The organism is Marinococcus salis (assembly GCF_054971365.1).
On the sequence record NZ_JBQOJB010000001.1, the window covers coordinates 364479 to 379260 of the forward strand.

The following is a 14782-nucleotide window of genomic DNA, read 5'->3' on the forward strand; positions in this document are numbered from 1 at the left end:
GCCTCCATTCTTATTCAAATGCATTCGGCAGCCACATGAAGATGCCTGGTACGAATGCGATTACTAAAATTACAATCATAATCATGCCGATGTACGGAATTGTCGCTTTAAAGGAACGGCTGATGGAAAGCCCGCCGATCGCGCTTGCAAGCAGCAGGCACAGTCCGTACGGCGGTGTCACCAGGCCTACAGCAAGGCACATGAGAACGACAATGCCGACATGGATCGGGTCGAGACCGAGCTCTGACGCCGCCGGCAGAATAATAGGAACAAATAAAATGATCGAAGGGACCGTGTCCATAAACATGCCGACAAATAAAAACAATAAGATGATCAGGATAATCATCAGCCACGCATACGGCACCGACTCCTGGAAAAACGATGAAATGTGGGCCGGAATATTGTTATAGCTGATAAGCCTCCCAAGCGAGGTAGCGGTAGCCAGCGCAAACAGCGTTAGCGAGCTGAGCTTTAATGTTTCAATAACAATGTCCGGAAGGTCCCGCAGGCGGATGCTTTTATAAAAAAAGTACGCCAAAATAAACGAGTAAATGCAGGCAATGATCGACGCTTCAGTTGGTGTGACGAACCCGCCCATGATGCCGACTAAAATAATAATCGGCGTAAGGAGCGGCGGAAAGCTCCGGATACCATGTTTAACAATCGCTTTTGTGTCGAGCCGGTCATGCTTCGGATAATTATTTCTCTTAGAAACCACTAATATAAACAGCATTAAGCCAATGCCAATCAACAGTCCCGGAATAATTCCGCCGATAAACATCTGGCCAATCGATACTCCGGCCAGGCTCCCGTAAATCACCATTGGAATAGATGGCGGGATAATCATCCCCATCGTGGAAGATGCGGCCGTTACAGCCACCGACGTCTCTGTGCTGTACTTTTCTTTTTTCATGTTAGGGATCAGGATTTTCCCTACCCCGGCCGTGTCCGCCGTAGATGCCCCTGATATGCCTCCGAAAAACATAGAAACCACTACGTTGGAGTGAGCCAGGCCCCCACGGATGTGGCCAACAAGCGAAACTGCAAATTGAATGAGCCTCTCGGAAATCTTTCCCCGGTTCATGATATTTGCCGCAAAGATAAACAGCGGCACAGCGAGCAGAATAAAGGAGTTCAATCCGACAAACATCTGCTGGATGACAGACTCAAGCGGCACGGTTCCCATGACGAGAAAGCCGACATAGCTGACAATGCCAATCACAAACGCAATTGGGACGCCCAGAACCATTAATATTAAAAAGAGCAGTATTAGTCCAATAGCGGTTATCATTTTTTATTCACCTCCACGATGTTTTGGTAGTGCTTCCAGTGGTCCATCGCATTCTGAAATGCAAACAGCATGATGCCTGCCCCGGCAACCGGTACTGGAAGCCAAATAAAGAATTGACTTACTCCCGGGAGGTAGTTCAGCGTCCAGCTGGTGAACTGGGCTGTAATCTGCACTCCGTGGATTACAAATGCAAGGCCGAACAGGATTAAAAAGAAATGAATGACTATCTGCAGCGCAAGCAGATACTTACCGGAAAGCTTTTCCAGGAGAATGCTTACGGTAAAATGCTGGCGCTCTCTCACCATTGCTGCTGCTCCCAGCAGCACCATCCATATAAAGGAATAGGTGGCCACTTCCGCCGACCACAGGAAGGCGATGCCGGGGATATAGCGGGTCATTACCTGCATAGCGACACATATAAAGAAAATGGAAAAAGCGGCTGCCCCTCCCCACAAAAACACTCGCTGTATTTGATCGATAAAGGCTCTCATGTTCTCGCCCTCCTATTCATCCTTTAATTCCTGGACTCTCTCATATTCTTCTTCCATCCCCAGGTTATCGACTGCTTCTTTACGTACCTCTTCCGTCTGCTTTGTAAAGGCTTCTTTATCTACCTCATTGATCTCCATGCCTTCTTCCTGCAGCTTTTCCCTGTAATCGCTGGCTAATTCCTGATCAGTAGCACGCGCCGTTTCAGTAGCTTCCCGGACAGCTTTATCGACTGCTTCTTTTTGTTCAGCATTCATGCCATCATAAACATCCTGGGTGGTGAAAAACACCCGCGTCGTAACGTCGTGCTCGGTGAGGGATAAATGATCTGCTACTTCATAATGGCTTGCTAAATAAATATTGGTAAAATCATTTTCTGCCGCGTCCGTCAGGCCGTTCTGAAGCGCCTGGTACATTTCATTCCAGGCTACACTCGTCGGCTGGGCCCCAAGTGCCTGCCATGTGTTTGTCACCACCGGCGAATCCTGGGTCCGGACCGTTTTATTTTCCAGATCCTCCGGCGTTTCTACCGGCTGGGTGCCGTAATAATTACGTGTGCCTGCCGACCAGTAATCAAGCACTTTAAAATTTGATTTTTCTTCCGTCACCCGGGCCACTTCGTCACCTACTTCACCATCTACCACCCGTTCCCAGTGCTCCCGGTCTTCAAAGAGATACAAAATAGAGAAAAAATCTACTTCCTTTACCTTCTGGGCCAGGTAACCGGGGGAGGCCACCACCAGGTCCACCGAGCCGGTCTCTGCGCTCTGGGCAAGCTCTGCCTCACTCCCGCCGAGCGAACCATTCGTGTGTACTTCCACCGTTACACTGCCATCGCTTTCTTCTTCTACCACTTCTTTAAATTCCCTTAAGCCAACGGCATAGGGACTCTGATTATCAAGCTGAGTGGCTGCTACTAAATGAACGCTTTCTTCAGCGCCGGCCGTGTTATCATTGCTGTCGCTGCTGCAGCCGGCAATCACTCCAGCTGCCAGTGCCATCATGGTAACGCTTACTTTTTTCATTGCTCAAAACCTCCTTTTTTATGCTTTTATTTCAGTAGAATCCCTTACATGAAAAGTTGTCCGATGTACATATTCCCGGCTTAGTTCCTCTGCCGGCACTCCGTCGTTTACCTGCTTCAGTAAAAGCTCCGCTGCTTCTTCCCCCATCTGGTAAGCTGGCTGCTCAATAGTAGTCAGCGAGGGAGAAAAGAAAGAAGCGTATTCCACTTCATCGAATGTCACCAGGGCAAGATCTTCAGGAATATTGAGTGCGTATGTTTTAGCAAATGTCAGTGCTTCTACGAGCATGCGGTCGTTGGAGATAAACAGCGCGTCCGGCTTCTGCTGCCGGCTCAGCATGGCGCTTAAAGCCTTCTGGGCTCCGTTTACTTCTCCGTGGTACATAAGCTTTTCATTTTCAGCAATGCCCGCTGTCCGCAGCGCTTCTTCGAAGCCGCGGAACCGTTCTTTTCTCGTATTCATTTTCAGCTCCGGGCCGATAAAACCGATGTTGCGGTACCCTCTGTCGATTAAATGTCTCACCGCTTCGTACGAAGCTTTGTAATTATTTACAACGACAGAAGGGGCTTCTGACTGCTCTACCGTTCGGTCCAGAAATACTAAAGGAATTTGATAGCTTAGAATGTCTTCATAATTTTTCCGGTCCTGGCTGCTCGGTATAATAATCATTCCATCAATCTGCTTTGCCATCAGCATATCAATGTACTGTTTTTCTTTCGTTTCATCGTCATCCGCATTACAGATGATGACGTGATAATTATATTTAATGCACATATCTTCGATCGCTCTGACCACCAGAGTGGAAAACCGATGTACTACGTTTGCGATAATAACGCCGATTGTTGTTGTTTTTTGCTGTTTGAGCCCCCGGGCAATAGCATTCGGACGGTAGTTTAACTGAGCGATGGCCTGTTCGATGCGCCCTTTTGTTTCTTCGCCCATGTATGTAAACCGGCCGTTCATAAACTGGGAAACGGTGCTTATGGAGACATTTGCTTCTTTTGCCACATCACGCAGCGTTACATTTTTACGCATAGCTACCCTCCTGATAAAACGTTTTAGTAAAACGATTTATTTCATTCTAAAAGATACACCTTCAAATTGCAAACGCTTTATTTAATTTTTTTAGTGCAAGCAACCGCTTCCAGGGTTTACCTTCCTAATAATTATTCGTATACTGGTACAGTTGCAATTAGTTAGCATGCTAATTAAATTCAGAAGGAGCTTTCTTTCTATGGAATCAGACCAGCTTATCCATATGATCCATCAGCGCTCGCGTATGCTCTCAAACACGTTAAACGATACGCTTGCCCCGTTTGGCCTCTCCCATGCACAGTATATGATTATGTATATGCTCGATACAGGCGGGCCGGCCACCCAGGCACATATGCGGAAATACCTGCAGGTGGAAGCCCCGACGATCACCCGTACGATCGCCACAATGGAGCGTAACGGCTGGGTTGAAAAACGCCCCGGCACAGACCGCCGTACGCAGATTATTCATCTTACCTCTGACACGAAGCAGGCGCTTCCGGGCATTAAGGAACAAGTCGCCGAAGCAGAAAAGCATTCTCTTGATCAGCTGTCAGCCCGGGAACGGCAATCTCTTTACTCCCTGCTTCAAAAAATGACGAACGAAAGGAGCCTAGAACGATGAGCCGTCATGATCATCCCATCTGGACGAAGGATTTCATCAGTATAACAATCACCAACTTCATGGTTTTCACCGTATTCTATTCCCTGTTAACGACGCTGCCCCTCTTTGTCACAGGCAGTCTCGGAGGCACCAGCGCCCAGGGCGGACTTGTCGTTACGATAATGCTCGTTGCTACGATTATCACCCGGGTATTTGCCGGAAAAATTATGGAGAAAATCGGACGTAAACGGGCGCTGGTCTGGGGTGCTGCTGCATTTGTTGTCTGTACTTTTTTATATCTTTTTGTTGATACATACAGCGGCCTGCTGCTGCTGCGTTTTGTCCACGGCATTCCTTTTGGTGTCCTAAGTACAGCTACGGGAGCTATCGCTGCCGACGTCATTCCGAACGAGCGCCGCGGAGAAGGCCTCGGTTATTTTACGACCTCCATGAATGTCGCGGTCGTCATCGGTCCGTTCATCGGGCTTACGCTGATCCAGTTTGCCCCCTTTACCCTTTTGTTTACGCTCCTTGGCGTATTTATGATTATCGGGGTCTGGTGTGCAGCCATTGCCCGTGATCCGGGCATCCCCGAATCTCCGCAACCAGGTAAAAAGAAGCTGTCCATTCATGACTTTATTGAACTGCGGGCGCTTCCAATCGCGTCGATCGGACTGCTTGCCTCTTTTTCCTATGCCGGCGTTATTTCGTATATGTCTCTGTTTGCTGAAGCAATGAACCTGATTCAAGTATCAAGTTTCTTTTTTCTTGTGTTCGCTGCTGTGGTCATCGCTTCGAGGCCGGTGGCCGGACCGTTATTTGACACGCGCGGACCGGGGACGGTACTGTACCCCTGTCTGTTGATCTTTGCCATTGGCCTCGTAACGCTCAGCTTCACTACAACCGGCTGGATGCTGCTGTTATCTGCTGCGTTGATCGGCCTCGGATACGGCACGCTTCTCCCCGGTTTTCAGACGATGTCTATTCAGGCAGCCCAGCCGCATCGAAGCGGGCACGCTACTGCTACATTTTTTATCATGTTCGACTCCGGCATCGCCCTCGGGTCCTTTGTTCTCGGCCTGTTAGTGAATGCGGTCGGCTACCAGTATTTATATCAAATTACAGCAGCTATTATACTCCTGACCATTGGGGCGTTGTTTTTATATTTCCGGCTTTCATCAGTTTACGTCTACGAAGAAAATAAGGCGTAGCTCTCTATAATTTTCCATATAAAAAGAAGCAGGAGCGCTCCTGCTTCTTTTTATTACATTTGGTGGTCGCGCATTTTTTTGTATAAGGTAGTCCGGTGAATCCCAAGTTTTTTAGCAGCTTCTGTTTTATTTCCGTTTGCTTCTTCAAGTGCCTGCTTAATCATCGCCTGTTCCTGGGCCGATTTCTGATCTTTCCAGTTTGCAGCCCCCGTACGTTCAGTTTTGGTTTCCTGAGCCAAAGCAGCAGACTCGCGTGCTGTTACAGAAGGGAGCGGGAGGTCTTCGGTGCGTATTTTTCCTCCGTCGTGCATAGCAGCGAGCTGTTCAATAACGTTCATCAATTCCCGGATATTGCCCGGCCATCCATACTGCTTCATGGCTTCCATGGCTTTATTCGTTATTTTTAGCGGCTTCACGCCCAATTCGGTGGAAAAGTGTGTATTATAGTATTCCACAAGAAGCGGAAGATCTTCAATCCGGTCCCGAAGCGGCGGCAGGCTTACTGCTATTACGTGCAGGCGGTAGTATAAATCCCGGCGGAACCTGCCCTCCTCTACCAACTGTTCGATATTTTCATTAGTAGCAGAGATAATCTTCATGTTCACCGGAATCGGAGCAGCATTGCCGACTTTACGCACATATGAATCTTCAAGCACGCGAAGCAGGGCTGCCTGCATAGCCATGGACATATTGCCTACTTCATCGAGAAACAACGTACCTTCGTGAGCTGCCTCGAGTAAACCGACAGCCCCGTACTCAGGCTGCATGGGTACTTCTTTTCCGAATAGCTCTTCTTCAAGATGGGCATCGGGGATGGAGGCGCAGTTCACCGCTATAAATTCCCCTGTTCTGCCGCTCTCCTGGTGAATGGCCTGGGCAAATAATTCCTTGCCTGTTCCTGTTTCTCCGGAAAGCCAGACGGGGGTTTTCGTTTTCGCTGCCCGTTTTGCTATCTGAATGGCACGGTGAACCTCTTCATTTTCTCCTATGATACGCCGGAAAGAAGCAATGGATGGACGGAAGGTGGGCGAGGAGGACGTTTCAGAAGTATGTAGCTCTTTTAAAGCTTTTTCCGTCCAGACTCCAGTGACTTTTCCTTTTTTGTTTACAACGGCGATTGGCGGATACTGCTGCTCCCATGACTCCGGAATTTGGCCTTCAGTAATCTGGGAAACTTCTAAAATCCACCCGTCTTTAATTTTTTTATTAAGGCTCTTCTCTTTATAAATGTGATTCCATACCTTTGCTTCATCGAGAACACCTATCGGACGGCTGTCTTCATCCACCATCACCACCGTATCTTTTTCCCCGTCTTTCCAAACCTTCAATACGTCTGTCACTTCTGTTTTTGACGCTTCAAGCGTACGCGGTTCTGCTACAAACTGTTTCCAGTACTCTACTTCTGCCACGCCCCATCACCCTTCCTGTTTATGAATTGCTACTTCCTTATTCCCGCATGCTTCCCGAAAGAAACAACAGCTTTGCTTTGAAAGACTTTTTCACCGGTTCTCTTTCCTTATATAATTAACGCCCTTTCCTGCGAAGGAAAAGGCATCGATTGCTCCAATTAAACAGTAAACAGGGAGATGTCTTTATTATCAAGAAGATCAACAGCTTTAGCGTTACTTACCAGCTGTTCCGGCGTTTTACAGCCAGGGATGACTGCATGAACGCTTGAATTGGATAAACACCAGGCAAGTGCCCATTGCGGGAGGGGGACGTCGTCTGGAAGAGTTTCCTTTAGCCGCAGCGCCTCCTGAAGAGCGGCTTCCTGTTCATTCTGCGGGTGGCGATGGCGAACATCATCTTCTGCAAAGGAGGCCCCTGGTGTATATTTTCCGCTTAAGTAACCGCTCGCCATTGGTACCCGGGCAATAACCCCCAGATGCTGGCGGTCACATTCCGGAAATGCTTCCTCTGCAGTTTTGCAATCCAGCCGGTTATATACCAGCTGTATCGTTTCTGCACCGACAGCTTCCGCCTGCCTGATTTGGTCCATATAATCCTTTTTCTTTACCGAAAGGCCGATATGGCGAATTTTGCCGGCTTTTTTCTGTTTATCAAGCATCGTCCACAGCTTGTCATTCTGGAATTCTTCGTCTGTTCCGGAGTGGAATTGATAAAGATCGATATAGTCTGTACGGAGCGCCCGCAGGGAGGCTTCGAGCTGCTTTTGCACATCTTCCGGGTTATAGTGCCGGGTCCGGTCATTCGGCCCGTGAAAATGATGGCCGAACTTGGAGGCTACAAACCACTGGTCGCGGTCCTTTTGAATGGCCGCCCCGGTCAGTTCCTCCGCAAGATGATCTCCATAGCATTCGGCGGTATCGATAAAATTAAGGTTTTCCGTTCTTGCCGCTTCAAACAGGCCGTCCACTTCTTTTTGAGTGAAGGTTTTGCCCCATTCTCCGCCGAATTGATACGTTCCAATACCTACGACAGAGACCTCTTCGTTTGTTTTTCCAAGCGTGTTGTATTTCATGAGTTAGTAACATCCCTTTCTGCTTCTTTTATGCCTGCGGTCGTCCTGCGAACGTGCAGCTCCGGATTTAAAATAACCGTCCGCGTCGTTTCATTTTTGCCGCCGATCCGGTCCACCAGCATCTGGGTCACCAGCCGCCCCATTTCAAGAATAGGCTGCGCTACTGTAGTCAGCGGCGGGTCGCTCAATGTAGCAATAAATGTATCATCAAAGCCGACAACAGACAAATCTTCAGGTACCCGCCGCCCTGCTTCTTTGCCTGCCTGAATACAGCCGATTGCCAAAAAGTCATTCAAAGCAAAAACGGCAGTGATATCCGGCTCGCTCCGGAGAGTCTCGAGCATCGACTTTTTAGCATCATCAATCGAATGATTATCTTTTACCAGCACCGCTTCCTCCCGGCTCACTCCATGCTCATCATATGCTTCATAAAAGCCTTTCAGCCGTTCTGTATCACTCGAATTGTTCATTTCGCCTACGACAAATGCAATCCGGGTATGCCCTGCCTCAAGCAGATGCTTCGTAGCCTCGTATCCACCCCGGTAGTCATCGACAAGCACCGTATCTACATCAATCTCAGAAGCATCTCTTGCCACGAGTGCGAGAGGAATGTTCTGTTTCATAAAATCCTGCAGGGCTTTCGTGTTTTGTATCCCTGTCCCTAAAATAATACCGTCCACTCTTTTTTGATTCAGCCACCACAAATACTGAATTTCTTTTTCCGGATTGTTGTCGGTATTGCATATAACGACATTGAACCCGCCGGCGTGCCCTGTATCTTCCACGCTTCTCGCAAGCTCGGCAAAAAAGGAGTTGGCAATATCAGGAACCAGCAGGCCGATCGTATTCGTCTGCTTTCCTGTCAGGGCCGAAGCCACTGTGCTCGGCTGGTAATCGAGCTCATCCATAATGGCAAGCACCCGCTGTTTGGTTTTTTCTCCTATTTTTCCTTTATTGTTAATCACCTTTGACACTGTAGCGATCGAAACCTCGGCCCGCTCAGCGATGTCGTAAATTGTCGGTCTCATTTTATCTTCCTCATTTTTGTCGTTTCGTTTATTATAAATCCTCCGTTCCTTCCTATCCACCGGGAGAGCCTTTTCTTTTCAGTTTTTTGACCCAGGAGAAAATCACAGTCTTTGCAAACCTCTTGGAATTCAGGCTCTCTATAGCAGAAAAAGACATTTCGATATGTACTCGAAATGCCTCCGTCTTGTTTATCTGCCGGCTTTTTCCCCGTATTTTTCCTGAACTTTTTCCATCGTTTCATCCAAATGATCCTTCGCCATTTTTGCATATTTGTACGGAGGGGCAACGTCCGGGTCCTGCTCTGCTTCTACTACTGTCCAGCCCCGGTAGCCCCGCTTCATCAATTCTTCAAGGACAGGCTCAAAATCAATGCAGCCATCTCCGGGCACGGTAAACAGCCCTTCAAGCACAGCCTCCCGAAACGTCAGATTCTCTTTAATTGTTTTATTCCAAATGTCTTCACGGACATCTTTGTAGTGTACATACTTAATACGGTCGTAGTAACGGGTCAGCTGATCCATTGGATCATAGTTGCCAAAAAAAGCGTGGCCGGTATCATACAGCAGTGACACAGCATCTTCATCGGTTTCTGCCATTAAACGGTCCACGTCTTCCCGCTGCTCTACAATCGTACCCGCGTGCGGATGATACACGAGCTCCAGGTCGTATTTTTTCGCGATGTGCCCAGCCTCATTCAGTCCCTCCACCATGCTCTGCCACTGCGCCTCTGATGGTGCCGTAATTTTTGCTTTATCTGGATCGTCTCTATCCCAGTGCATCGAGTTGCCCATTTCACAGACAATCACATATTCGCATTCCATGTCTTTTAAAAACCGGACCCATTCCTCGAAATCGCGGACTTCCTGCTCTTTATGCTGCAGATTGGAAAACTGGGTCCCGACAAATTTACTGGCAAGCGTGACCTCATGTTTCCCAAGAATCGCTTTTAATTCCTCGAGATTACGCGGGAAGGTGCGCCCCATTTCAGTCGCTTCGTACCCGATCTCCCTCATTTCGCCTAAAATCTGATCTAATGAATAGTGGTCTCCAAGCCCTGGAATGTCATCATTTACCCAGCTGATAGCTGCAATTCCGAGATGAAACTCGTAATTTCCAAGTCCCGCCATTTGCTGCACCTCTCTTTTAATAGTGTTATTATCTTTCTGCCTCTGCTTTAGTCGGTATAGACCTTATCCTGGTGCACATCCTTCATGTAAATGCGTTCGCCGTTGTTTTTAAACGATTCGGTGGCCGCAAGCGCTACCTGCATATTGATCTTGGAGTCCAGTGAAGTAACCCTCGGCTCTTCGTCGCCTTTAACGCATTTAATAAACTGCTCAAGCTCAAGAACATATGCTTCTCGGAACCTTGTCTGGAAATTTGGCACAATTTCATGGTTGCTTCCGGTGCTGCTTTGAACCGTCACATCACTGTTCCGCAGCGATCCGACGAAAATGGCCCCTTCAGTGCCGATGATCTCTGCCCGGATGTCATGGCCATACGGGGAGGTTCTGCTTGCTTCCACATCCCCGGCGCCTCCGTTTTCAAATTCCAAATACGTGATGGCTTGATCGACGTCTCCGTATTCCTCCATAAACGAATTAATAAGAATACGGCCATGTCCGGAAACAGAAGAAATTTCAGAGCCCATCAAATACCGCGCCATGTCATAGTCATGAATCGAGCAGTCCAGAAATATGCCGCCGCTGTTTTTTATAAAAGAAGCGGGCGGGGAGCCGCTGTCTCTTGAAAAGCCTTTAAAATAAATCGGCTTTCCGATTTCGCCGGCATCGATGCGTTCACGGGCATCATGAAAACCAGGGTCGTACCTTCTCATAAAGCCGACCTGGCAGACAACGCCGGTCTCTTCTATCACCTTGATGACTTCGTCCGCTTCTTCCACAGTGGAGGTCAGCGGTTTTTCCACGAAAATCTGCTTACCGCTGCGTGCTGCTTTTATAATCATGTCAGCATGGGTGCTTGTCGGCGTCACAATTACCACTGCATCCACGTTTTCGTCAGCAAACACTTCCTCAGGATCAGATGTCCAGCGTCCCACCCCAAGCTGTTCAGCCACCATTTCGGCATGTTCGGCGAGTGGATCACAAACAACCGTCAGCTCGGCTCCTTTCACTTTGTTCATCATGTTGCTTGCATGGAACAATCCCAGCCGCCCAAGTCCGAGCACCGCTACTCTAATATCATTTTGTGCCATTTGTGCACCTCCTGTGTGTTTATTGCCCGCCTGTCTTATATCTGCTCTTCTCTATGGCTTCTGTGCCACCCCTTTTTTCTTTACTCTAAGAAAGAACTTTGTTTAATTGCTCGGCAATATTTATTTCTTCACCGGTTTTAGCGCTTTCATAAATGCTTGTCAGCAGGAAGGTTGACTTGTAAGCTTCCTCTGCATTTACCGGTGGTTCTGTACCGTTGACTAAGGCGTCAATGAACAAGCTGTCTTCTTCTTCATAACCCCATTTTTTGCTGACAGGCATCAAGTGGTAGTCAGAGGAATCAATTTCTCCTTCAAGGCCGCAGGCAATTTTCACAGTTTCGAGTTCTGCGGTCGATGCCGTACTATATTTTCCGTAAATTTCAATTGCTTCAAACGGGAAGCTCCATCCCGAGTGGGCAAATGTATTGAATGTCATGACCATTCCGGATTCAAAGGTCAAAAGGATCGCAAAGTTATCCAGTTCGCTCTCGGACACAGCCCGTGTTGCTTCGCATTTCACCTTTTCCACCTCACCGAAATAATACCGGCACAGATCCATCAAATGAAATGGTGTTTCGTATAAAAAGCCTCCGGTTTTCGCCGGATCAGACGTCCAGGCAGGATGCAGCAGCTCTCCCCGGTTCATTTTGAAATGGGCAGAGTACGCCTCAAGCTGTCCGGAATCCATGTAGCTTTTAATTTTTTTGTACACATAGGCATAGCGTCGGTTCATGCCGAGGTTATAGCAGGCTTGGGATTTCCGTGCGGCATCACGTATCTGCCTTGCTTCTTCTTCCGAGGTCGCCATCGGCTTTTCACTGAATACGTTTACATTATTCTTTAAACAATGAAGAACCGGGCTAACATGCATCGTGTTTGGCGTGGTGACATAGACAGTATCCACGCCTAGCGCAATCAGCTCTTCGATGGAGCCCGCTGTACGCACGCCCGGGCCGGCTTCTGCGGCCAGTTCTTTCGCTTTATCCTCAAAAATATCAGCGATACCAATGATTTCGACCCGCTCGTCTTCTTTTAAAAGAGCAGCATGAACAGCGGCAATGTGCCCAGCTCCCAGTATTCCTGCCTTAACTTTTTTCACGTTCCAAAACCTCCTGCACTATTATTTATGGTTATTATAATTGTTTTTGAGTAAGCGCTTAACTTATGTTTATACTATCGTTTCCTTTCGGGTAATTCAAGGGGTAAACGGAAAAAATGTAAGCGATTTATCAAAAAGCTGGCTTTCTATACGAAAAAGCGCTCAAAGCCAGGGATTTGAGCGCTTTTAACCATCTAATATTTGCGGGCCTGCTGCAGCTGCTTTTCTTTATCTTCAAAAGCTTCCCGGACACTTTCGCGTTCAGAAACTTCCGAAACGCCGACGTGCCACCAGGATTCATAATCCCCGGTCATTGTTTTCGGCAGTACCTTTACGTCAATCAGCGTAGACATTGTTTGCTTTTTCGCATCAGCAATAGCTTCTTTCAACCCTTCCTCCGTCGTCACCCGGTACGTTTTCAAGCCGTAGCCTTCAGCTACCTTGGCATAGTCAATGTGCATGACGCTTCCGCACATTTCCTCCTCTGCTTCATCCCGATGACGGAATTCGGTTCCGATGCTCTGCATGCCGTTGCCCATCTGCAGGTTGTTAATGCAGCCGTAGCCGGAATTATCAAACAGCATCACGTTAATCTTTTTGTTTTCCTGCACGCTTGTAATCATTTCCGAATGCAGCATCAAAAAGCTGCCGTCTCCGACCATGGCGTATACTTCTTTATCGGGCTCTGCGAGCTTGGCCCCGAACGCTCCGGAAATTTCATAGCCCATGCAGGAATAGCCGTACTCCATGTTGTACCGGTACTTCTGGCTCGACTCCCATAGGCGCTGCATGTCACCAGGCAGGCTTCCGGCCGCTCCAACGGCTACAGCGTTCTCATCGATTTCCCGGTTCACAATGCCGAGCGCGGTTGTCTGGGCCAGGTCCGTGCCCAGCACTTTACGGTACTCCTTCAGCTCCTCGTCAAGATGACCGGCAATTTCTGGCGTAAAGCCTTCTTCCGTATAGCGCACAGAATAAAGGCGTTCTTTTTCTTTGGCCCACGCGGCCTTCGCCTCTTCGGTCTCGTTTTTAAATTCAGACGTGTAGTCCCCGGTCTCATTTACAAGAGCATCGATTACAGCCTGCGCGTCACCGATTAACGGCGAGGCATCCATTTTTATTCCGTGAAATTCCGATACGTTGATTGAAATAAATTCGACATTTTCATCCCGGAACAACTGCTTCGAGGAGGTCGTAAAGTCAGCCAGGCGTGTGCCTACTGCAATAATGACGTCCGCCTTCGGAGCGAGCGTGTTCGCTGCCAGGTTACCGGTTACACCAAGACCTCCGACATTCCATTCATGCGTGCTTTCCACCGCGCTTTTGCCGGCCTGCGTTTCTGCAATCGGCACGTTCCAGGCCTCGGCCATTTTTTTCAGGCTTTCTCCTGCCTCGGAATAGCGGACACCCCCGCCGCAAATGATGAACGGACGCTTTTTGCTCCGGATTAAAGCCGCTGCTTCCTTTACCGAACGCTCATCTGGCACTTTTCTCGAGATGCGGTGAACACGCTTCTGGAAAAATGATTCCGGAAAGTCATAGGCCTCCCCCTGAACGTCCTGCGGCACGGACACAGTAACTGCCCCGGTTTCTGCCGGATTTGTCAGCACACGCATCGCCTGAATCAAGGAGCTCATCAGCTGCTCAGGTCGTGTAATACGATCCCAGAACTTACTTACCGGGCGGAACGCGTCGTTAGTGGAAAGCGTTAAGTCATGAGGCTGTTCCACCTGCTGCAGTACCGGGTCCGGCTGGCGGCTTGCGAAGATGTCTCCCGGAAAAATGAGCAGAGGGATGTTGTTTACCGTCGCTACGCTCGCTGCTGTCACCATGTTGGCAGAGCCAGGTCCTACAGAAGACGTGCAAGCAATGATACGTTTGCGATTATTCTGCTTAGCATATGATATTGCTGCATGTCCCATGCCCTGCTCATTTTTTCCCTGGTAGACCCGGAGCCGTTTTGCTTCAGATAGAGCCTGGCCGAGACCGAGAACGTTGCCGTGACCAAATATTGTAAACATTCCATCTACAAACGGAATTTCTTCGCCGTCCCATTCAATATACTGCTGCTCCAGAAAACGTACGATTGCTTGTGCTGTTGTTAATACGGGCATAAAAATCCCCTTCCTGTTGTCGTTTTATAGAAGAAAAAACTGCCTTCTCCTCTTTCAGAATAGAAAGGAAAGAGAAGACAGTCCTGGGGTTGTGCTATTGGGCTGAAGCTGTGCGATTACCAGCGGGCGGTCACCATTTTCTTGCGGGTGTAGAACTCCACGCCGTCCTTGCCGTTCGCATGCAGGTCGCC

Annotated in this window: 13 protein-coding genes; 2 read left to right on the forward strand and 11 right to left on the reverse strand. The window is 48.6% G+C overall.

Annotated elements, in window-relative coordinates; all coding sequences use genetic code 11:
- Positions 1 to 10: 10 nt before the first annotated feature.
- From ACTTK6_RS01770 to ACTTK6_RS01785, 4 genes are read right to left on the reverse strand one after another with little or no spacing between them, the layout of a single operon-like run.
- Complete coding sequence (locus ACTTK6_RS01770) at positions 11 to 1291, reverse strand: TRAP transporter large permease (RefSeq protein ID WP_079474634.1); 1281 nt, start codon at positions 1289 to 1291, stop codon at positions 11 to 13.
- Positions 1288 to 1782, reverse strand: a complete 495-nt coding sequence (locus ACTTK6_RS01775; RefSeq protein ID WP_079474633.1) for a TRAP transporter small permease — start codon at positions 1780 to 1782, stop codon at positions 1288 to 1290. The genes ACTTK6_RS01770 and ACTTK6_RS01775 overlap by 4 nt, the downstream gene beginning before the upstream one ends.
- 12 nt (positions 1783 to 1794) lie before the next feature.
- Complete coding sequence (locus tag ACTTK6_RS01780; protein WP_079474632.1) at positions 1795 to 2805, reverse strand: TRAP transporter substrate-binding protein; 1011 nt, start codon at positions 2803 to 2805, stop codon at positions 1795 to 1797.
- 18 nt (positions 2806 to 2823) lie between these two features.
- Complete coding sequence (locus tag ACTTK6_RS01785) at positions 2824 to 3840, reverse strand: LacI family DNA-binding transcriptional regulator (RefSeq protein ID WP_079474631.1); 1017 nt, start codon at positions 3838 to 3840, stop codon at positions 2824 to 2826.
- A gap of 199 nt (positions 3841 to 4039) precedes the next feature.
- Between ACTTK6_RS01785 and ACTTK6_RS01790 the strand changes: the two genes are divergently transcribed.
- Together ACTTK6_RS01790 and ACTTK6_RS01795 are read left to right on the forward strand one after the other, a co-directional pair.
- Positions 4040 to 4462 carry a MarR family winged helix-turn-helix transcriptional regulator gene (locus ACTTK6_RS01790; protein ID WP_462832472.1) on the forward strand — a complete coding sequence of 141 codons (423 nt, stop codon included), beginning with the start codon at positions 4040 to 4042 and terminating at the stop codon, positions 4460 to 4462.
- The gene (locus tag ACTTK6_RS01795; protein WP_462832473.1) at positions 4459 to 5652 is read left to right on the forward strand and encodes an MFS transporter; all 1194 of its coding nucleotides are present in this window, start codon (positions 4459 to 4461) and stop codon (positions 5650 to 5652) included. Before ACTTK6_RS01790 ends, ACTTK6_RS01795 begins: the two co-directional genes overlap by 4 nt.
- Positions 5653 to 5705: 53 nt before the next feature.
- On the opposite strand, the gene ACTTK6_RS01800 is transcribed toward ACTTK6_RS01795, so the two are convergent.
- The 7 genes from ACTTK6_RS01800 to iolD form a co-directional block, all read right to left on the reverse strand.
- Positions 5706 to 7061: a sigma-54 interaction domain-containing protein gene (locus ACTTK6_RS01800; protein WP_079474628.1), complete on the reverse strand. Its 1356-nt coding sequence runs from the start codon at positions 7059 to 7061 to the stop codon at positions 5706 to 5708.
- A gap of 158 nt (positions 7062 to 7219) precedes the next feature.
- A complete protein-coding gene (locus tag ACTTK6_RS01805) occupies positions 7220 to 8134 on the reverse strand; it encodes an aldo/keto reductase (RefSeq protein ID WP_462832474.1) in 915 nt (304 codons plus the stop codon).
- A complete protein-coding gene (locus ACTTK6_RS01810; RefSeq protein WP_462832475.1) occupies positions 8131 to 9162 on the reverse strand; it encodes a LacI family DNA-binding transcriptional regulator in 1032 nt (343 codons plus the stop codon). Before ACTTK6_RS01810 ends, ACTTK6_RS01805 begins: the two co-directional genes overlap by 4 nt.
- A gap of 189 nt (positions 9163 to 9351) precedes the next feature.
- Positions 9352 to 10290, reverse strand: coding sequence for a myo-inosose-2 dehydratase (gene iolE / locus ACTTK6_RS01815; protein WP_462832476.1), 939 nt, complete (start codon positions 10288 to 10290; stop codon positions 9352 to 9354).
- Positions 10291 to 10337: 47 nt separating this feature from the next.
- Complete coding sequence (gene iolG / locus ACTTK6_RS01820; protein WP_079474624.1) at positions 10338 to 11378, reverse strand: inositol 2-dehydrogenase; 1041 nt, start codon at positions 11376 to 11378, stop codon at positions 10338 to 10340.
- 85 nt (positions 11379 to 11463) lie between these two features.
- Positions 11464 to 12477, reverse strand: coding sequence for a Gfo/Idh/MocA family protein (locus tag ACTTK6_RS01825; protein ID WP_462832477.1), 1014 nt, complete (start codon positions 12475 to 12477; stop codon positions 11464 to 11466).
- 194 nt (positions 12478 to 12671) lie between these two features.
- Entirely contained in the window at positions 12672 to 14591 is a 1920-nt protein-coding gene (gene iolD, locus ACTTK6_RS01830; protein ID WP_462832478.1) for a 3D-(3,5/4)-trihydroxycyclohexane-1,2-dione acylhydrolase (decyclizing), read from the reverse strand.
- Positions 14592 to 14782 lie beyond the last annotated feature (191 nt).

Coding starts and splice junctions, on each gene's coding strand:
- ACTTK6_RS01770 (WP_079474634.1), bottom strand. CDS start 1,291: ATGATAACCGCTATTGGACTAATACTGCTCTTTTTAATATTAATGGTT.
- ACTTK6_RS01775 (WP_079474633.1), bottom strand. CDS start 1,782: ATGAGAGCCTTTATCGATCAAATACAGCGAGTGTTTTTGTGGGGAGGG.
- ACTTK6_RS01780 (WP_079474632.1), bottom strand. CDS start 2,805: ATGAAAAAAGTAAGCGTTACCATGATGGCACTGGCAGCTGGAGTGATT.
- ACTTK6_RS01785 (WP_079474631.1), bottom strand. CDS start 3,840: ATGCGTAAAAATGTAACGCTGCGTGATGTGGCAAAAGAAGCAAATGTC.
- ACTTK6_RS01790 (WP_462832472.1), top strand. CDS start 4,040: ATGGAATCAGACCAGCTTATCCATATGATCCATCAGCGCTCGCGTATG.
- ACTTK6_RS01795 (WP_462832473.1), top strand. CDS start 4,459: ATGAGCCGTCATGATCATCCCATCTGGACGAAGGATTTCATCAGTATA.
- ACTTK6_RS01805 (WP_462832474.1), bottom strand. CDS start 8,134: ATGAAATACAACACGCTTGGAAAAACAAACGAAGAGGTCTCTGTCGTA.
- ACTTK6_RS01810 (WP_462832475.1), bottom strand. CDS start 9,162: ATGAGACCGACAATTTACGACATCGCTGAGCGGGCCGAGGTTTCGATC.
- iolE (WP_462832476.1), bottom strand. CDS start 10,290: ATGGCGGGACTTGGAAATTACGAGTTTCATCTCGGAATTGCAGCTATC.
- iolG (WP_079474624.1), bottom strand. CDS start 11,378: ATGGCACAAAATGATATTAGAGTAGCGGTGCTCGGACTTGGGCGGCTG.
- iolD (WP_462832478.1), bottom strand. CDS start 14,591: ATGCCCGTATTAACAACAGCACAAGCAATCGTACGTTTTCTGGAGCAG.